The sequence below is a fragment of the Pseudomonas sp. MSSRFD41 genome (assembly GCF_014230245.1).
Taxonomy (GTDB): Bacteria; Pseudomonadota; Gammaproteobacteria; order Pseudomonadales; family Pseudomonadaceae; genus Aquipseudomonas; species Aquipseudomonas piscis.
In genome coordinates this window covers 278,772-297,507 of sequence record NZ_JACKZK010000002.1, presented here as the reverse complement: position 1 = coordinate 297,507, position 18,736 = coordinate 278,772, and the positions used below count along the sequence as shown (strand labels likewise).

Annotated in this window: 16 protein-coding genes; 5 read left to right on the top strand and 11 right to left on the bottom strand. The window is 63.8% G+C overall.

Features of this window, described 5'->3' with window-relative positions; all coding sequences use genetic code 11:
- Nucleotides 1-55 precede the first annotated feature (55 nt).
- The 4 genes from H7A76_RS04990 (at nt 56) to H7A76_RS04975 (ending at nt 3,498) form a co-directional block, all read left to right on the top strand.
- On the top strand, nt 56-388 hold the full coding sequence (locus H7A76_RS04990; protein WP_185697479.1) for a multidrug efflux SMR transporter: 333 nt from the start codon (nt 56-58) through the stop codon (nt 386-388).
- A gap of 112 nt (nt 389-500) precedes the next feature.
- A complete protein-coding gene (locus H7A76_RS04985) occupies nt 501-1,676 on the top strand; it encodes an FAD-binding oxidoreductase (RefSeq protein WP_185697478.1) in 1,176 nt (391 codons plus the stop codon).
- The gene (locus H7A76_RS04980) at nt 1,673-2,485 is read left to right on the top strand and encodes an aldo/keto reductase (RefSeq protein ID WP_185697477.1); all 813 of its coding nucleotides are present in this window, start codon (nt 1,673-1,675) and stop codon (nt 2,483-2,485) included. Before H7A76_RS04985 ends, H7A76_RS04980 begins: the two co-directional genes overlap by 4 nt.
- Nucleotides 2,486-2,526: 41 nt before the next feature.
- Nucleotides 2,527-3,498 (top strand): metal ABC transporter ATPase, encoded by a 972-nt coding sequence (locus tag H7A76_RS04975; RefSeq protein WP_185697476.1) that lies wholly within the window; start codon nt 2,527-2,529, stop codon nt 3,496-3,498.
- Nucleotides 3,499-3,541: 43 nt separating this feature from the next.
- Here the strand turns inward: H7A76_RS04975 and hldE are convergent, their stop codons facing one another.
- The 4 genes from hldE to msbA all read right to left on the bottom strand — a co-directional run bounded on the left by hldE (nt 3,542) and on the right by msbA (nt 8,371).
- Nucleotides 3,542-4,975 (bottom strand): bifunctional D-glycero-beta-D-manno-heptose-7-phosphate kinase/D-glycero-beta-D-manno-heptose 1-phosphate adenylyltransferase HldE, encoded by a 1,434-nt coding sequence (hldE, locus tag H7A76_RS04970; protein ID WP_031320616.1) that lies wholly within the window; start codon nt 4,973-4,975, stop codon nt 3,542-3,544.
- Between the two features lie 102 nt (nt 4,976-5,077).
- Complete coding sequence (cysC, locus tag H7A76_RS04965) at nt 5,078-5,680, bottom strand: adenylyl-sulfate kinase (RefSeq protein ID WP_185697475.1); 603 nt, start codon at nt 5,678-5,680, stop codon at nt 5,078-5,080.
- Nucleotides 5,673-6,377 carry a sulfotransferase family 2 domain-containing protein gene (locus tag H7A76_RS04960; protein WP_185697474.1) on the bottom strand — a complete coding sequence of 235 codons (705 nt, stop codon included), beginning with the start codon at nt 6,375-6,377 and terminating at the stop codon, nt 5,673-5,675. The genes cysC and H7A76_RS04960 overlap by 8 nt, the downstream gene beginning before the upstream one ends.
- A gap of 188 nt (nt 6,378-6,565) precedes the next feature.
- Nucleotides 6,566-8,371, bottom strand: a complete 1,806-nt coding sequence (gene msbA, locus H7A76_RS04955; protein ID WP_185697473.1) for a lipid A export permease/ATP-binding protein MsbA — start codon at nt 8,369-8,371, stop codon at nt 6,566-6,568.
- Between the two features lie 155 nt (nt 8,372-8,526).
- On the opposite strand from msbA, the gene H7A76_RS04950 reads away from it, so the two are divergent.
- A complete protein-coding gene (locus tag H7A76_RS04950; protein ID WP_185697472.1) occupies nt 8,527-10,359 on the top strand; it encodes a bifunctional O-antigen ligase/aminoglycoside phosphotransferase family protein in 1,833 nt (610 codons plus the stop codon).
- A 59-nt stretch (nt 10,360-10,418) separates the two neighbouring features.
- Here the strand turns inward: H7A76_RS04950 and H7A76_RS04945 are convergent, their stop codons facing one another.
- The 7 genes from H7A76_RS04945 to H7A76_RS04915 are packed head-to-tail and all read right to left on the bottom strand — an operon-like array spanning nt 10,419 to nt 18,576.
- Entirely contained in the window at nt 10,419-11,303 is an 885-nt protein-coding gene (locus H7A76_RS04945; protein WP_185697471.1) for a glycosyltransferase, read from the bottom strand.
- The gene (locus tag H7A76_RS04940) at nt 11,303-12,454 is read right to left on the bottom strand and encodes a glycosyltransferase (RefSeq protein ID WP_185697470.1); all 1,152 of its coding nucleotides are present in this window, start codon (nt 12,452-12,454) and stop codon (nt 11,303-11,305) included. Before H7A76_RS04940 ends, H7A76_RS04945 begins: the two co-directional genes overlap by 1 nt.
- 2 nt (nt 12,455-12,456) lie before the next feature.
- Nucleotides 12,457-13,335 (bottom strand): DUF6625 family protein, encoded by an 879-nt coding sequence (locus H7A76_RS04935; protein WP_185697469.1) that lies wholly within the window; start codon nt 13,333-13,335, stop codon nt 12,457-12,459.
- A gap of 52 nt (nt 13,336-13,387) precedes the next feature.
- Nucleotides 13,388-14,800: a PIG-L deacetylase family protein gene (locus H7A76_RS04930; RefSeq protein WP_185697468.1), complete on the bottom strand. Its 1,413-nt coding sequence runs from the start codon at nt 14,798-14,800 to the stop codon at nt 13,388-13,390.
- Between the two features lie 8 nt (nt 14,801-14,808).
- Nucleotides 14,809-15,705 (bottom strand): antimicrobial resistance protein Mig-14, encoded by an 897-nt coding sequence (locus H7A76_RS04925; RefSeq protein WP_185697467.1) that lies wholly within the window; start codon nt 15,703-15,705, stop codon nt 14,809-14,811.
- Nucleotides 15,705-16,835 carry a glycosyltransferase gene (locus H7A76_RS04920; protein WP_185697466.1) on the bottom strand — a complete coding sequence of 377 codons (1,131 nt, stop codon included), beginning with the start codon at nt 16,833-16,835 and terminating at the stop codon, nt 15,705-15,707. The genes H7A76_RS04925 and H7A76_RS04920 overlap by 1 nt, the downstream gene beginning before the upstream one ends.
- The gene (locus H7A76_RS04915) at nt 16,819-18,576 is read right to left on the bottom strand and encodes a carbamoyltransferase (protein ID WP_185697465.1); all 1,758 of its coding nucleotides are present in this window, start codon (nt 18,574-18,576) and stop codon (nt 16,819-16,821) included. Before H7A76_RS04915 ends, H7A76_RS04920 begins: the two co-directional genes overlap by 17 nt.
- Between the last annotated feature and the right edge of the window lie 160 nt (nt 18,577-18,736).

Here is an 18,736-nt window from a genome sequence, read left to right as displayed (position 1 = left end):
GGGCAAACACTAGAATGCCGACCCCAGAAAGCAGCCCTGTCACGAGGACCCTCCCATGAACGCTTACTACTACCTGGCCATCGCCATCTGCGCGGAAGTGATCGCCACTGTTTCACTCAAAGCGGTCAAGGGCCTGAGTACCCCGCAGCCGCTGCTGTTGGTCATCGCCGGCTACGGCGTGGCCTTCTGGATGCTGACCCTGGTGATGCGCACGGTCCCGGTGGGCGTGGCCTATGCCGTGTGGTCCGGCCTGGGAATCGTCATGGTCAGCATCGCCGCGCTGGTGTTCTACGGCCAGAAGCTGGATATCCCGGCCATGCTGGGCATGGCATTGATTGTCCTTGGCGTGGCGGTGATCCAGTTGTTCTCCAAGACCGCCGGGCACTGAAAGGCAACGGCAAGCCTCGAGCGACAAGAAGGCGCAAGCGCCGGTTGTCGCTTGCAGCTTGAGGCTTGAAGCTAGAAACTTGCGGCTTCGATTGGTTCTCCGAGGTTGCTGCATGCCATCCGCTATTTCCACCGATGTGCTGATCGTCGGCGCAGGCGTCGCCGGTCTCTGGCTCAACGCTCGCCTGCGGCGCCAGGGTTTTTCCACAGTACTGGTGGAGAACGCCAGCCTCGGCGGCGGACAGAGCGTCAAGTCCCAGGGGATCATCCACGGTGGCGCCAAGTACGCCCTGCACGGAGCCCTCACCGGCGCCTCGGAGGCCATCGCCGACATGCCCCGGCGCTGGCGCGAAGCCCTGGCCGGCAATGGCGAGCTGGACCTGGCCGGCGTGCGCCTGTTGTCCGAGGCCCACTATCTCTGGTCCCCCGGCACCCTGGCCGGCAACCTCACCAGCTTCTTCGCCAGCAAGGCCGTGCGTGGCCGGGTCGACCAGGTCAAGGGCGAGCAACTGCCGCCGGCCCTGCAGGACAAGCGCTTCAAGGGCAAGGTCTACCGCCTGGCCGAACTGGTAGTGGATGTCCCCAGCCTCATCGAGCGCCTAGCCCAGCTGGCCGGCGACAGCCTGCTGGCCGGCCAGCGAATCCAGCCCCTGGTGGAAAACGGCCAGCTGGCGGGACTGCGGGTCGATGAGCGCGAGATCCGCGCCCAGCGCATCGTCCTCAGTGCCGGCGCCGGCACCGCCGACCTGCTCCAGGCCCTGGGCCTGGAACAACCGGCCATGCAGCGCCGGCCACTGCACATGGTGCTGGTCAAGGGCACGACCCTCAAGCCGCTGTACGCCCACTGCCTGGGCGGTGGGCCCAAGCCGCGGATCACCGTCACCACCCACCCGGCCGCCGATGGCCAGTGGGTCTGGTACCTGGGCGGCGATCTCGCCGAAGCCGAGGGCGTGGCCCGGGAACCGGCGGAGCAGATCGCCGCCGCCCAGAAGGAACTGGCCCAACTGCTGCCCTGGGTCGACCTCAGCCAGGCGCAATGGGCCACCTTGCGGGTGGATCGCGCCGAACCGGCACAATCCGGCCTGGTCCGCCCGGACAACGCTTTTCTCGCCGAACAGGATCGCCTGCTAGTGGGCTGGCCGACCAAGCTCGCCCTGGCCCCGGACTTCGCCGACCGGGTCCTGGCGGTCCTGGAGCGCGACGGTATCCGCCCGGCCCACGGCGAGCCGCTGCCGGAACTGCCGCGCCCGCCGCTCGGCCAACCGGCCTGGGAGCAACTGCTGCCATGAGCCAACTCACCCTGCACGAACTGCATCGCCCGCTGGGCAGCACCGGCCTGCTGGTGTCGCCCCTGGGCCTGGGCACGGTCAAGCTGGGCCGCGACCAGGGGGTCAAGTACCCCAACGGCTTCCAGATCCCGGACGACCAGCAGGCGCGGATGCTGCTCAAGCTGACTCGCGACCTGGGCATCAACCTGATCGACACCGCCCCGGCCTATGGCCGCAGCGAAGAGCGCCTGGGCCCGCTGCTACGCGGCCAGCGTCATGAGTGGGTGATCGTCAGCAAGGTCGGCGAGGAGTTCGCCGACGGCATCTCCCGCCATGACTTCAGCGCTGCCCACACGCGGCTCTCGGTGGAGCGCAGCCTGCAGCGCCTGGAGACCGATTTCATCGACCTGGTGCTGGTGCACTCCGACGGCAACGACCTGGAGATTCTCGAGCACAGCGCGGCCTACCAAGTCCTCGCCCAGCTCAAGCAAGAGGGCAAGATCCGCGGCTTCGGCTTCTCCGGCAAGACCGTCGACGGCGGCCTGAAGGCGCTGGAGCAAGGCGATTGCGCCATGGTTACCTACAATCTGAACGAACAGGCGGAGAAGGCGGTCATTGACTATGCCGCCGCCCACCACAAGGGCATCCTGGTGAAGAAGGCCCTGGCCAGCGGCCACGTCTGCCTGAGCCCGGGCACCGATCCGGTAAGGGCCAGTTTCGAGCTGCTGTTTGACCAGCCCGGTGTCGCCAGTGCTATCGTCGGGACCATCAATCCACTGCACCTGGCCCACAACGTGACAACCGTGGCACAGGTCCTGGGCAAGAACTGACGCCGCCAGGGCGGCCGCCCCCGACGCAGGAAGGAGCCGAGATGTCGCGACCGCTGATCAGAAAGAATCCCAGCAACTTCAAGACCTTGCCCCTGTTCGTCGAAGCGACTCCCGAAGGGCTCTGCTACCAGAGCGTCGGCATGCCGCTGAACTTCGCCCAGACCCTGCAGCGTCGGCGCCCGGTGAGCGTCGCCGACAACGAGCGCTTCGCCCTGGAACTGGCGAACCTCGGGGTCTCGGTGCGCCTGACCCTGCACTGGCAGAACCGCGACTATTGGGTGCTGGTGCGCCAGCGCCGCCAGGACCGCGGCGATGTGGTCCTGAAGCTGATCTCCGGCTACGTGCCGGCCCACGAGCTGAACCTGCCGCTGCACACCGCCATCCAGGAAATCGCCGAGGAATGCCTGCTGGAAACCCCGGAAGGCTGGCTGGCCGGGCGCTTCAACGATACCTGGCTGCCGGCGCCCTATGCCGGGGCCCTGCATTACCGCGAGACACCACATTTTCGCCTGACCCCGCTGTCCGGCGCGGCGCGCCCGGTTCGCTGCGCCAACCTGCACTTGCTGGAACGCCCCCGGGCCTACGTGCACCTGCCCACCGCCTCGCTGCAACTGATCTACGACCTGCGCCTGGATGTCCCCAAGGAAGCCAAGTCCCTGAGCCTGTTCCATGTCGACGAACGCCTGGAAGGCGACCAACTGGTGGCCCGCCTGGATCGCAAGCGCCCCGACCTGTACCTGATGCCCCTGGAAAACGGCCAGCCCTGCGCCGAGCTGTACACCTTGAAGAAGGACCAACTGCATCCGGCCAGCACCCGTGGCCTGTACCTGGCGGAAAGCTTCGCCCAGCAGGAAGGCTGGGTGGTCGGCGATGAGCGGATTCGCTGGAAGGACTGGCTCAGGCAGCGCGGCCTGAGCGAACCGGAAAAGGACACCCAGCTGGCACGCCTGACCGTCAAGGCACGGCAGATCCTGCGCAAGATGGTGCCCGCCAAGAACCGGCGCCAAGGCTAAAAAAACGGCGCCTCGAGGGGCGCCGTGATTCAGTACAGGAGCCTCACTGGGCCTTGTCGGTCTTGCGGATCTTTTCGACGATGGCGGTGGTCGAGCTGTTCTCCACCAGCCCCAGCACCTTCACCGTACCGCCATAGGCCTTGACGATATCGGCCCCGACCACCTGGTCGATGCCGTAGTCGCCGCCCTTGACCAGGACGTCCGGACGCACCTGGGCCAACAGGTTTTCCGGGGTGCCTTCGGGGAAGCTGATCACCCAGTCCACCGCACCCAGCCCAGCCAGGACCGCCATGCGCCGGTCGACGCTGTTGATCGGCCGGCCCGGCCCCTTGAGCCGGCTGACCGAAGCGTCGTCGTTGATCGCCACGATCAGGCGATCGCCCTGGGCCCGGGCCTGCTCGAGGTAGGTCACGTGTCCGGCATGGAGAATGTCGAAGCAGCCATTGGTGAACACGATCTTCTCGTTGTGCGCCCGCGCATCGTCGATGGCCAGCAGCAACTGGTCGAGGCTCAGCACGCCGCGCTCGGAGCCTTCTTCGCGCTGGATCGCCCGACGCAGCTCGGGAGCGCTGATGGCCGCGGTCCCCAGCTTGCCGACCACGATACCCGCCGCCAGGTTGGCCAGGCCCACCGCATGGGGCAGCTCCTCGCCAGCGGCAATCGCCGCCGCCAGGGTGGAAATCACGGTATCCCCGGCACCGGTGACATCGAACACTTCGCGGGCTCGGGCCGGCAGATGCAGGGGCGGATGATCCGGACGCAACAGGGTCATGCCGTGCTCGCCACGGGTCACCAGCAGCGCGCCCAGCTCCAGGTCGTGCATGAGCTTGGCGCCCTTGCTGACCAGTTCGTGCTCGTCGGCGCAGCCGCCAACGATGGTTTCGAACTCACTGAGGTTCGGCGTGATCAGGCTGGCGCCACGGTAGATGGAGAAATCCTTGCCCTTGGGGTCGGCCAGCACCGGGATGCCGCGGGCCCGGGCGGCGGCGATCAGCACCTGGTGATTACGCAGCGCGCCTTTGCCATAGTCCGACAGCACCAGCACCTTGATGCCGTCCAGCAAGGTGTCGACCTCGGCCGCCAGGGCCAGGGCGTCGGTGGCGAAGGGTTCTTCGAAATCGATGCGCAGCAACTGCTGGTGGCGGCTCATGACCCGCAGCTTGACGATGGTCGGCTGGTGCTTGATGCGCTGGAACAGGGCCCGCACGCCAGCGCCCTGCAGGCTGTTGGCCAGGCTGTCGGCAGCCTCGTCGTCGCCGGTCACCCCAACCAGCGAGGCTGGCGCGCCCAGGGCAGCGATGTTCAGGGCAACGTTGGCGGCACCGCCCGGGCGGTCCTCGATCTGCTCGACCTTGACGACCGGCACCGGCGCCTCAGGGGAAATCCGTGAGGTACCACCATGCCAGTAACGGTCGAGCATGACATCGCCGACCACCAAGACGGGGGCTTGATCGAATCGCGGCATGGACAACTTCATGGAGCATCCCACATACAAAATGAACAGGGGCGCGATATTAGCACAGGGTTGGCGCCGCCTAGTTCTATGGCTTGCGTGGCTCCGACGAAGAATTGACCTTGCTCATTTGCGCTGCAAAAGCTGCAGCAGGCAACGGATCGCCTCGGGCAACGCCATGCTTGCGGTATCGATCCGGCAATCGGCTTCGAGCGGCGCCTCATAGGGACTGTCGAGCCCGGTGAAGTCCTTGATCCGTCCCTCAGAGGCTGCCCGGTACAGGCCCTTGGGATCACGCCGGGCGCAGGCAGCGAATGGCGTGCTCACATGAACTTCCAGGAACTGCCCGGGAGCGAACAGCGCCCGGGCGGCATCACGCTCGGCGCGAAACGGCGAGATCGCCGCGACGATCACCACCAGCCCGGCCTCCACCATCAGTCGCGCCACCTCGGCCATGCGCCGGATATTTTCCTTGCGCGCCTCGACGCCCATTCCCAGGTCCCGGCACAAGCCGCTGCGTACATTGTCGCCATCGAGAACGAAGGTATGCATGCCCAATTCGTTGAGCCGCAACTCCAGCAGGTTGGCCAGGGTCGACTTGCCGGCACCCGACAGGCCGGTCAACCACAGGCAGCGCGGCTGCTGGTGCTTGATCTCGGCCCGGGCAGCGGCCGACAGCGCCAGGCTGTAGGGGCGAATTGACGGCTGTTCCTGGGCGGTTTCATTCATAACCGAGCATCTCGTAGTCACGCTGGTAGACCCGGCGCACCAGGCGCCGGGTACGGACCGAACACAACTCCCGGACGGGAGTACTGTGGCGGTATAGGGTTCCGTTGACATGGGGCAGTTGCGCCTGGATACCCAACCGCTCGCACAACAGCTGGAAATCCCGCTGCAAATGCTCCTGGTAGCCGACGAAATCCAGGGACATACGCCCCAGGGAGTCCACCAGGAAATCACTCTGGGCAGCGAAGTGCATCTGCCGGTTGATGGTTTCCGGATGCAGCCAGCGACCGATGAAGTCATCGAAGTCGCGGTAGTGCGCAACCAGTTCCTGGGCAGCCCGGTCCCGCCGTCCCAACGAGTTGCCACGCAGGAAGGCATAGGCCGAATAGGCTCGTTCCAGGGGGTCGCGGACGAAGGCGAATTTGAAGCTGCTGGCATATATCCGGGGAAACTGATGCTCGTACCAGTACAGCGGCAAGTGACCGGGCATCCAGCCATCGAACAGGGCCGAGCAGATGCTGCTTCCGGCGCACTTGGGAACGTGGATGAACAGGCAGGAACGGCGGGAGAACTCCGCCGGGAAACACACATTGGCGGACATGGATTTGTTGACCACCTGACGATCCACCACCGACAAGCGCCCAAGCAGGAAATGCCGCTGGGTCTTGGGCAACAACTTCCACACAAAGCGCTGCAACATTCCGCCTCTCATACGAGAAGGTTGGCCTTCCCGATCTGTTCGAAGATTCAGGGCGGAACCATAACAAGCGACAAACGCGAAATTATTTAGCCTTGGTCAAGACTGTAAGGGAGACGCTACAAATGCCGCCAAAGTGCTAATCATCTGGCGAGGGGGACGGGGGCGACGCGAGCCGCCCCCGAAGCGGATCAGGCGATTCCGCCAGGCGCAGGCTCTTCCTGGCCCATGGCATGCAGCCTGGAGTAGTAGCCGTTCTGTGCCAGCAACTCGGCGTGGGTACCACGCTCGACGATGCGCCCCTGGTCCATGACCAGGATCAGGTCGGCTTTTTCGATGGTCGACAGGCGATGGGCGATCACCAGGGTCGTGCGCCCTTTCATGACCTTGTCCAGCGCCGCCTGGATATGCCGCTCGGACTCGGTGTCCAGGGCCGAGGTGGCCTCGTCGAGGATCAGCAGCGGCGCGTTCTTGAGCAGCGCCCGGGCAATCGCCAGGCGCTGGCGCTGGCCACCGGAAAGCAGCACGCCGTTCTCTCCGACCTGGGTATCCAGGCCTTCCGGAAGCTGGGAGATGAAGTCCATGGCATAAGCGTCGGCGGCGGCCTTCTCGATGTCCGCCCGAGGCGCTCCCGCCAGGTCGCCATAGGCGATGTTGTTGGCCACGCTGTCGCTGAACAGGGTGACGTGCTGGGTGACCTGGGCGATGTGACGGCGCAGGTTCAGCAGGCGGTACTCCTCGACCTCGGTGCCATCCAGGAGGATCTGGCCCTTGTCATGGTGATAGAACCGTGGGATCAGGTTGGCCAGGGTCGACTTGCCGCTGCCGGAGCGCCCAACCAACGCCACCATCTTCCCGGGCTCCACGCTGAAGCTGATGTCGTCGAGCACCTGGCGCTCGGTTCCCGGGTAGGTGAAGCTCAGGTTGCGCACTTCCAGGTGCCCGCTGACACTGGCGTGCTCGACGGTGCCGTGATCGACTTCCGGCTCCACGTCCAGTTGCTCGAAGATGCTTTCCGCGCCAGCCACCCCACGCTGGATGGTGGAGCTGACTTCGGAAAGCTGGCGAATCGGCTTGGGCAGCAAGCCGGCCATGGTGATGTAGGCCACCATCTCACCGGCCGAGGCATCGCCACGCAGGTACAGGACCAGGAACATCAGGATGGCCATGGCGCTGTAGATCACCAGTTGCAGCAGCGGGGTGTAGATCGCCCCGGTACGGGTCATGCGCAGTTGCTTGTCGGTATTGCCCTGGCTGGCCGCGAGGAAACGCTGCTGCTCGTAGGTCTCGCCGCCGAAGCTGCGCACCACGCGATAGCCCTGGATGGTTTCCGATGCCACATGGGTCACGTCGCCCATGGCTACCTGGATCTTCTTGCTCTGCTTGCGGAACTTCTTGCTGGCGGTACGAACCATGACGGCGATCAGCGGCAAGATGGCGATCATCACCAGGGTCAGCAACCAGTTCATCCACAGCAGCGAGGCGAACAGGAAGATCACCGTCATGCCTTCACGAATCACCACCTTGATCGCATCCGTCGCCGCCCCCGTGACCATGGTCACGTTGAAGGTAATGCGCGAGATCAAATGCCCGGAGTTGTGCTTGTCGAAGTAACGGTTGGGCAGGGTCAGCAGGTTATTGAACAACTCGACCCGCAGGTCATGCACCAGACCCAGGGAAACCTTGGCCAGGAAGTAGTTGCCCAGGTACGAGCCCAGGCCCTGCCAGGCGGCGATCAGCACGATCAGCAGTGGCACCGCCTGCAACAGTTGCATGTCACGCAGGTAGGGCACGCTGGGGAACAGCACGGCCTGGGGGTTGGACAGCCCATCGACGAAATACTTGAGGATGTAGCCGAGCATCGGCTGGGTCGAGGCAAAGATCAGAAACCCGATGATGCTGATGAGGAACAGACCAATGTAGGGCCGTACATAGCCGAGCAGGCGGAAATAGATTTTCAAGCTTGAAGGGCTTGCGCCAGGACTGGAATCGGTCATATCACGCGAACGTCGTTAAAAAGGAGGGAGACTTTAGCACAGCTTGCATTACGCTCCGAGAATCGCCCGCCATCCCGCCGTTCAACAGACAAACGACACCATCGGACATTAGCCGTTATGATGCCGCACTTAATTTCTGGGATGAACGTCTAAGCATGCAACTCAATGCTCTTCGCAATACGTCCAATCGAGTATTCGATTTCATCTGCCTGTGGATCTTGCCCCTTGGCTATCTGCTGCTGCTTTGCGCACTGTTCTTCATCCCCGGTCGCAACGTGCTGCACAAGCTGTACTACGGGCTGTTCAGCATCCCGACCCTGATTGCGCTGTGCCTGCGTCCGGGCGAGCTGAAGCACCTGGTGCGCGAACCGATCTTCATCGCCGTGGTGCTGTTCTGTGGCTGGGCGCTGGTCAGCCTGGCCTGGAGCCCGCCGGTCGACAGCGTGGCCGGCGAGTTCAAGACACCATTGCACCTGCTCATGCTCTTTGCCGGCTGCAGCCTGTTGGCCAGCTATCGGCGCGACGTATTGCAGCCCCTGCTGTTCTGCGCGGCAGTCATCGCATTGCTGGCCTCGGTCCTCAATCTGTATCTGTTCAGCAAGGTCTATGTACCCGGGACACGCATGATAGGCAGCGGGGCCTTCGACAATCCGCTGTTGAGCTCCCATGTCTTCGGCTTCTTCCTGGTGTATTGGCTGTGGCTGAGCATGACCTGCCAGCGCATGCGGCTTCTGTTCCTGAGCGTTCCGGCGATGATCGTCATGTTCGCCACCGTCATCGCCACCGGTTCGCGAACCCCACTGGTGGCCCTGACGCTGGCGGCAGCATGGATCTGCTTCATCTGCTGGAACCGACGCTCGCTGCTGCTGCTGGCAGCGATGCTGGTTGGCGGTACCACGGTGCTGATCCTGTTCGCGCATATGCTGGGCGAACGCGGTAACTCCTATCGTTTCGAAATCTGGACGCTGGTACTGGGCTACATCGCCAACCACCCCTGGATCGGCCATGGCTATAACGCCGAGCTGAGCGTGGATGTCGATATCGGCTACATCCTGGCCGAACCCCATAACTTCGCCCTCGGCGTGCTGTATTACGTGGGCATCATCGGCTTGCTGCCCTGGCTGTTCATGCAGGCCTGGGCCCTGCTCAAGAGCTGGCAGTTACGCAGTTCTCCCCTGCTGATCCTGGCATCGACCTGGCTGATGTTCGGTATCGGCGCAGGCCTCACCGAAGGTGGCGGGATCATCTCGCGTCCCAAGGAGCACTGGTTCCTGCTATGGATTCCGCTGGCCCTGATCACCGCCCTGTGCATCGCTCATCGAGCCCGGCGCTCGCCGCCATCGGTGAGCCAGGTGCTGGCGCCGGCCAGCAGCGAACAGCTCACCGCCAATGCCCAGGTGATCGAGTCCGACGGCCTCGGGCCCAAGGTCCTGCGCCTGGAAGATGGCAGCTTCCTCAAGCTGTTCCGCCCCCGTCGCTGGTACACCTCCGGGGGGTTCAACCCCTATTCGGAACGCTTTGCCAGCAATAGCGAGCGACTGCGTGAAATGGGGATCGTCACACCGACCATCATGGGCCTGTATCGCCTGACCGACGGTAGCGGCGCCGTGCGCTATCGCCCGCTGTCAGGGCAGACCCTGCGCCAGAGCCTGCAACACGCCGGCAGCGCAGAGGAGCGTGCTGCACTGATCGAGCGTTTCGGAACGTTCATGGCCGACCTGCATGAGAGTGGCGTGTACTTCCGCTCCTTGCACCTGGCGAACGTGCTGGTCCTGGAGGATGGTGGATTCGGCCTGATCGACCTGGCCGATCTACGGGTCTACCCCTCGCCGCTGAGGGCTGCCCTGCGCCAGCGCAACCTGCGCCACATGCAGCGCTATACCGAAGACAGCCAATGGCTGTTCCACGAACACCTGGATGCATTGCGAGCGGGCTACGCCCTGTCGACCTCACCGGGCCGGGCCCAGGGACTGCTCAAGGCGCCCTAGGGCGCCCGCCACCCTCCAGGCAAGACCAAAAAAGACAGCCCGAAGGCTGTCTTTTTTGCTCAGTCCTTTTCCAGCGGGGAAAAGAGCAACCGGCCCAGGCCGCGCCAAGTCTTCTTGTCCCAGGCCTTGAGCGGGATCTGTGCCAGCAGCTCGCGCGCCAGCACCCGGTCCCGATTGGAGACCTTGAGAAACATCGAGTTCAGGGCCTTGTAGCGCACCTCGTCGTACAGCGGATGATCACTGAACAAGGCGTAGGTACGCAGGATGTTGTCGATCATGAACCGATGGTTCTTGTAGGAGTTGGTGGCGTGCTTGCGATAGCGTGCCATCACCACGTTCAGGCCATCGATGAAGTAACCCGCATGGGTGACTTTCAACTCGATCAGCAGGTCTTCGAGACGGATGTTCGGATCGAAACCACCGACCTTGTCCAGTGCTTCGCGGCGAATCATCAGGGTCGGCGCCGGCGGATAGGGCTTGCGCTCCAGGAACATATCCTCGAAGTCCAGGCGCCGGAACGGCACGTCACGGCGCTGGCGCTTCTCGGGGAACAGGTTGCCATCGCTGTCGATCAGCTCGATGTTGCCCGCACAGATACCCACTTCAGGCTTGCCATCCATGTAGGCCACCTGAATGGCGATACGCTCGGGCACCATGATGTCGTCGGAGCCGAACGGCACGATCAGACTGCCCCTGGCCCGGGCTATGGCGCCATTGAGCGTGTTGGTCAGTCCCTGGTTCTGCTGGACCCGAAAATCAAAGCCATAGCGCTCTTGCAGACGCTGGATGCGCTCGACGCTGTCATCCTTGGAGCCATCGTCCACCACCAGCAACTCGATGTTCGAGTAAGTCTGGTTGATGACGCTGAGGATGCTCTGCTCGATATAGGGCGCATGGTTGTAGGAGGCGATGATCACCGTCACCACAGGTTGCTGGTCTGTCATTACTGCCTCTTGCCCGCCTGATTCAAACCCGAGTCGATCAACTGCAGGTATTGCGCACGGAATACCTCGATATCATGTTCTTTCTGTAAATAGCGATAGGCTTGCTGTCCCTTGGCGACCAGTTCCTCGTCGGACAGTCCCAGGTAGGCATCCAGCGCCGCCGCCAGCGCCGGCACATTGGCCGGCTCCACCGCCAGGCCGCCGGCGCCTTCGATCAAGGGCAGCATGGCCGGCACGTTGGAGGCGATCACTGGCAACCGTCCGCTCATGCCTTCCAGCAAGGCCAGGCCGAGACCTTCGGCCAGCGACGGCATGGTCCAGATGTCGAAGGCCCGCACGTATTGCAGGGCGTTCTCCTTGAAGCCCAGCAGGTGGGCACGGCCCTCCAGGCCCAGGCGCTGGATCTCGGCGCGCAGGCTGGCTTCCTCGCGGCCGGCACCGATGATCGCCAGCTGGGTCTGTGGATACTTGCCCTTGAGCTGGGCGAACGCCTGCAGCAGGTAGGTATGCCCCTTGACCGGCACCAGCCGCCCCAGCGCGCCGACCAGGCGTACTGCCGGATCCAGCCCCAGCAACTCCCGGGAGCGCTCGCGGGAGTGCTGCAGGGCCTCGGCCTGCTCGATATCGATGGCGTTGGTGATGGCCCAGGTGTTCTGGTCGGTAAAGCCGCACCGGCAATCGAGCAGGTACTGCTTGACCGCTGGCGATACGCCGACGAAGCGCCAGTGCCGATCGATCAGGCGCTGGGTCTGGCGCCGCCGGTAGAACCGATCGTACTCGCCGAACCCGTGGGAAATGCCGATGCACAACGGCACCTTCAGCCAGCGGTTGAGCGCCAGCATCATGTTTACCGGCTTGAAGCGGTTGCAGATCACCACATCGAACTTTTCCTTGCGGCAGAACTGGTACAGCCGCCACATGGCCCGCAGGCGCATGCCCTTGAGGGACTTGTCGGAAAAATCGAAATACACCGAGTGGTCGGCCCGGCTCACCGGGTCGTTCGGCCCGGGACGGCCACGCAGGAACGCTGCGGTGACCTCATAACGCTCGCCGGGCAAGGCCTTGACGATCTGTTCGGCCAGGTCGGCGAAATCATGGGATTTGACGTTGTAGTCCGGCTGCAATTGCAGGACCTTGAAGCGCTGGCTCATAACTATCCCCGGTGGAAACCTGTGTCATCGATGAGCCAGGACGACTCGCCGGCCAGGGCCTGGACCGCCTGTGCATCGGGCTCCGGCAGCTCCGACCATTCATTGCGCTTCCAGCACACGAAGTGAAAATAAGGAAAGGTACGAGCGCCATCGCGATCATTGGTCAGGCGCCCATCCTTCCAGTACCAGCACGTCGGGAAGTCGCGGCTGCCGTCATGCCATTTGATGACTCCACCGGGGGTGCTGAACGCCTCGGTGAACTCGCTGCGACGGCGCTCCGGGTTGAACTTGCCCACCAGCTTGAACAACGGCTCCGGGAAATTCTTGCGCCAGAGGAAGATCCGCGTGAACGCTCCCTCGTCCAGGGCGTGATGCTGCTGGTCGACAAAGCGCTCCTGCCAGTTCTTGATCTTGCGGAACAACTCGCGCTGGCGGGCATTGTTGCGAATCAGGCACAAGTGCCCGGCGACCCGCCGCTCGTGGGTGGAGAACAGGTCATGCTTGGCCAGGCGCTCTGCCGTGAAATAAGCCCGCAGATCGCCATAGACCAGGTCGATATCGCCAAAGCCCCAGAAATCGTAGCCTTCCAGCCGATCGGCATGGATAAGCCCGAATGCCGGTCGGATATCGCAGATCTTGTAGGCGGCCTTGGGCGCGAAATCGATGCCCAGGCGTTGGGAAACCAGGGCGCAGTAGTCGGCGAAGCTCATGCTTTCATGCCTGACATTCGGCGGCAGATTGTCCGGGACCCCGCAGTCGCTGAAGAACAGCCAGTCGATATCCGGATTGCGTCGGCAGCTTTCCAGGAAGAACGGCATCCAGAAAGGCCATCGCCCGAAGTAGGGCATGAGGAACAAGATTCGCGGACGAGGATTGATCACAAAAGACTCACTGTCGATTCGGGCGGTAAAGCGCCCCTTTGGTTATGTCTGTTTACCGCTGCCGCAACAACCAGAACAGCTCGTGCCGCCTGACCGCCTTGCGGAAAAACTCGTTCTCGCCCAAGGCCGAAGGCACCCTGCCGGCCATGAGGCGTTGTATCGACCTGCGCAGGCGCCGCTTGAACGGCATCCTCGGTTGCAGGTCGTGCATCATGCCCAGGGCCATGGCCTTGTCATACTGCTCGGCCTGGGAAAGCGGCAGGCACCAGGGTCGTAGCGCACTGCTCGCGTCGAACACCGGCGGCAAGGCGATACCCGCCCCCGAGTCACCCATCGGCCAGCGATCATTGTCGTGCAGGTGATTGGCGTAGCCGAGCACCGTGTCCGGCTGCCACTCCAGCCCCTCCAGCGCCTGCATCACCGCCGCCTGGGCGCAGATATGGTCCGGGTGCGGGTCCAGCGAAGGGTGGGGCAGCACTATGACTTCGGGGCGGGCCTTTAGCAGCAACTCGCGCAGGTCGGCCAGCAGGTTGTTCCAGGTCGGCAAGCCATCGCGGTCGGCGGGCAACGGGAACGGATTGAACTGGCGGAACAGGCGGATATCGCTCAGTTGCGCTTCACGGGAAGCCACCGGCTGCTCTGGAGCCGCCTGCATCGCGCAAAGTTGCAGGCAGAAGTATCCCAGTTGCACGCAATGGGCTTCGGGAACCCCGGCCCAGCGAGGCACGGCGATACTGTCCCAGGCCCGCAGGCGTCCCTTGAGCCGCGCCGCTGCCGATGGCTCCAGGCCCATGGCCTGATAATGCTCGGCCTCGATCTCCCCTGCCGTCAGGGTCACGATCCAGGCTTCGTCCGCCTGGCTATACAGGCCGAACGCCGCCAGCTCGGCATCGTCGGCATGGGGCGCGATAACCATGACCCGCTGGCAGCGATAATCGGGATCGCGCCAAGCCAGCAACTGCGGCTGGATACGGATTCGGCAGTGACGCCCGCGCAACTGCAGCTCGCCACTGGCCAACGAATCGGCCAAGCCGCTCAGGTTGAGGTAGCGCAGGCCATCGACCCCGCGCTCGAAGCCTTGGCGATCGAGGCTCTGGCCACCCGCGACCTCGATGGCCGGGTCGAAGAACCGCCCCAGCCAGGAACTCTTGACCTGTACCCCGAGGACCAGGGTTTCGCCAGGAGCCAGCTCCAACGGCGACTCCGGCACCAGGCGTCCAGAGTCCAGGCGCACGGGGATCTGCCGGGCCTGATCGCCGAAATCGTAGAGATAGTCATCCTTGGGCGAATAGAACAGATGGTCGGCGAACCAGGCCTCGTGGGCCAGCCAGGCCCCCACCGCCAGCAATAACGGCAACCACCAGGCCACCAGGACGCCAGCCAGCAGCAACAGCACCAGGCCGACCAGCAAGGCGATTCGTTTATGGCGCCGGTGGCGCTTGAGCAGTTGCTGCTTGCGGCTCATGGGCTGACTCACACCTGGAAAACCGGCACAGGATTGCACCAACGATCCTTGTATTCACGGTCGGCACGACCGAAGGAAAACCGTAGCGGCTTGTCCAGCGCCCGAGCCTGTTCCCAGGCGCTCTGGGTATTGAGGAAACTCAGCACGCTGCCGGGACTGAACTCCCGGGTCTCGGGGTCGACACCGCCATTCACGTACTCGACGCTGATCCACTGCGGGGCTTCGACCCGATAAATCAGTTGCACGGCGATCGGGGCATCATTGAGGAAGATCACCGAGCCGATCAACAATTCGCGCAGACGCTCCAGCACCTCGGCCATGCGTTCGGCACCGGTGGCGGCGAATCCCCAGCGCCGCTGGAAGAGATCGCAGTAGATAGCCGCCAATTCAGGGCTGCTGAACTCGCTCACCGGACGCACCACGCCGCCCGCCTCCTCCAGCAAGCGCAGTTCCCGGCGCTGGTTGTAGCGGAACTTCTTCGACAGTTCTTCCGGGGTGCGAGCCATGGCCAACTGCTCGGCCTGGGGCCGCTGGCCGGCGAAACGCCCCTCGTTGAGGGCCGAAAGGTAGCGGCCACGATGGCGCAACGGAGCCTGGGCGTGCGCCGCTGCCGGCAGGATCAGCTCGGCATTGCCGATATCGAACAGCCCTTTCTTGCCCGCGCGCTTGAGCACATCCTTGGACAGCGCCAGGTCCCGGCCCCAGGTAGCGATGGCCGCCTGTATCTGGCCGTCGCGCTCCCAGGCCAGGTAGCGCACTGGAATCTGCGCCAGGTCCGCCAGTTGCTCGACCACCAGCGGATGAGTCGCCACGCTGCCACCAAAACGCTGCCAGGCCTGGGCATAGGTCGATGCGTCAATGACTGACCAGCCGCGTTCGCGCCAGCCTTGGAATCGATTGAGCATCAGCCCCTCGCGGTCAGTTCGGTGACTTGTGGCAGGCGCCAGAATACGTCGCGTACGGCCCGATCGGAGAACCGCTCGCGCAAGCGATCGAGCATCAACTCGGCGCAGACCCGGCGCTGGTGCTCGTCCATCGCCGCCAGGTGCTGCAGGCCCTGGGCCAGGTGCTCGACATCCCCCAGGGGAAACAGGATGCCCACACCCTCGACCACTTCCTTGGCCCCGCCGCACGCGGTGGCCAGCAAGGGCACGCCGGCGGCCATGGCCTCCAGCAGGACCATGCCGAAAGGCTCGTGGTCGGAGCTCAGGGCGAATACATCGAACGCCCGGAAATAGCGCCGGGCTTCTGGAACCTGGCCGAGGAACAGCACGCGATCGGCAATCCCCAGCTCGCGGGCCACGGACTTGAGATCCTTGTCCAGGCGGCCGCTACCCAGGATCGCCAGCTGGCTGCCCTGGGGGAGCTGCGGCACTGCCGCGGCGAAACCACGCAGCAAGGTGGCCTGGTCCTTGTCCGGATGCAGGCGCCCGACGTTACCGACGATCCAGGCATCGGCGGGCAGGCCCAGTTCGGTGCGGGCCTCGGCCCGGTTCAACTGGCTGGCCTGCAAGGCCTCTAGGTCGATCCGGTTGTACAGGGTCTGGATCCGCTGCGCTGGCCACTTGGGCAGGCAGGCACGCATGTCGTCGCGTACTGCGTCGGAGACCCCGAGCAGGCTCAGGCGCTTGCCGAACAGCCCGGCGAACAGCTTGCGGCTGCCGCGCTTGTAGTCGCTGAACGCATGGTGGACGCCGATCACCGGCAGGCGCGTCCCCAGCAGGGCGATGTAGATCGGCTTGAAACGATGGGCGATGCAGAAGCTGAAGTTGCGCGATGCCGCGATCTTGCGCAGGTCACGGATGGCGCCCAGCTTCAGGCCACGAATGGCCTTGGAGCTGTACTCCATGAACAGCACTTCGTCGGACGCGCAACCCGCGGCGACCTCGGCATCGGCAACCCCGGTCAGAAAGACCGTGGTCACCCGATAGCCGCTGCCCGCGAACAGGTTGGCATATTGCCGCGCGCAGTCTAGGAACGGCCCGTCATAGCCGTGGCAGAACTGCAGCACATGGCGTTCAGCCGACCGTGTCATAAGGATCCACGCCGTCTTTGACCACCAGGATGTCTTCCATGATCAGGTACTGCAGGTCGGACCCGTAGAACATGTTCAGGGCGTCGGTCGGCGAGCAGATCATCGGTTCGCCGCGGCGGTTCAGCGAGGTGTTCAGCGACACGCCGTTGCCGGTCAGGACTTCCAGGGCCTTCATCATGTCGTAGTAGCGCGGGTTGTATTCGCGCTTGAGCACCTGGGCCCGGGACGTGCCGTCCTCGTGGACCACTTCCGGCACCCGGGTCTTCCACTCTTCAGCCACTTCGAAGGTGAAGGTCATGAAGGGTGCCGGATGATCGACCTTGATCATCTGTGGTGCGACGGTGTCGAGCATCGACGGGCAGAAAGGCCTCCAGCGCTCGCGGAACTTGATCTGCTCGTTGATCCGGTCGGCCACGCCCGTGGCGCTCGGGCAACCGATGATCGAACGACCGCCCAGGGCGCGCGGGCCGAACTCCATGCGGCCCTGGAACCAGGCCACCGGGTTGCCGTCGACCATGATCTTGGCGATGCGCTCGGGGGTGTTGTCGATCTGGCGCCAGGCCGGCTGGTTCGGGTGCCGGGCACAGGCGGCGATCACGTCTTCGTTGGAGTACGAAGGGCCGAGGTAGACGTGCTCCATCTTCTCCACCGGTACGCCACGGGCGTGGGAGACGTAGGCCGCGGCACCGACGGCGGTACCGGCGTCGCCGGAGGCCGGCTGGACGAACAGTTCCTTCACGTCCGCACGGGCGATGATCTTCTGGTTCAGCTTGACGTTCAGCGCACAGCCGCCGGCGAAGGCCAGCTTGCCGGTTTCCTTCAGGGTGTCGCCCAGGTAATGGTCGATCATCTGCAGGGCCAGCTTCTCGAACAGTGCCTGCATGCTGGCGGCGTAGTGGATATACGGCTCGTCGGCAATGTCGCCTTCGCGCTTGGGGCCCAGCCACTCGATCAGCTTCGGCGAGAAGTAGAAACCCTTGCCCTTCTCTTTATAGCGACGCAGGCCGATGACGTTGGCGTAGTCGGTGTTGATCACCAGTTCGCCGTTTTCAAAGCTGGCCAGGCGCGAGAAGTCGTACTTGCTGGCATCGCCGTAGGGCGCCATGCCCATGACCTTGAACTCGCCATCGAGCATCTCGAAGCCGAGGAACTCGGTGATCGCGCCATACAGGCCACCCAGGGAATCCGGGTCGTAGAATTCCTTGATCTTGTGGATCTTGCCGTTCTCGCCGTAGCCGAAGAAGGTGGTGGCGTACTCGCCCTTGCCGTCGATCCCGAGGATCGCGGTCTTCTCCTTGAAGCCCGAACAGTGGTAGGCGCTGGAAGCATGGGCCAGGTGGTGCTCGACCGGTTCGATCTTGATCTTCTTCGGATCGAAGCCCAGTTGCTCCAGGCACCAGACGATCTTCTTGCGATAGCGCTTGTAGCGACGGTTGCCCATCAGGATCGCGTCCAGGGCACGGTCCGGGGCATACCAGTAGCGCTTGGCGTAGTGCCAGCGCGCCTTGCCGAACAGGCTGATCGGGGCGAACGGGATCGCCACCACATCGACGTCGGAAGGCTTGATCCCGGCCTGTTCCAGGCAGAACTTCGCCGACTCGTAGGGCATGCGGTTCTTTGCATGCTTGTCGCGCACGAAACGCTCTTCTTCAGCAGCGGCAACCAGCTTGCCGTCGATGTACAGGGCCGCCGAAGGATCATGGCTAAGGGCGCCGGACAGGCCAAGAATCGTCAATGCCACAGGGGTCTAGCCTCGTTTAGTCTGCATGCGGGCGCAAAGCGCCTTGAAAAGAAAGTGTGCTCGCAAGAGGGCGAGAAACAACGAAAGGGCGGGATTATAGCGTAAAAGCAGGGGCAAGCCTCTAGCGGCAAGCCACAAGCCAGACTACATCGCGGCGCGC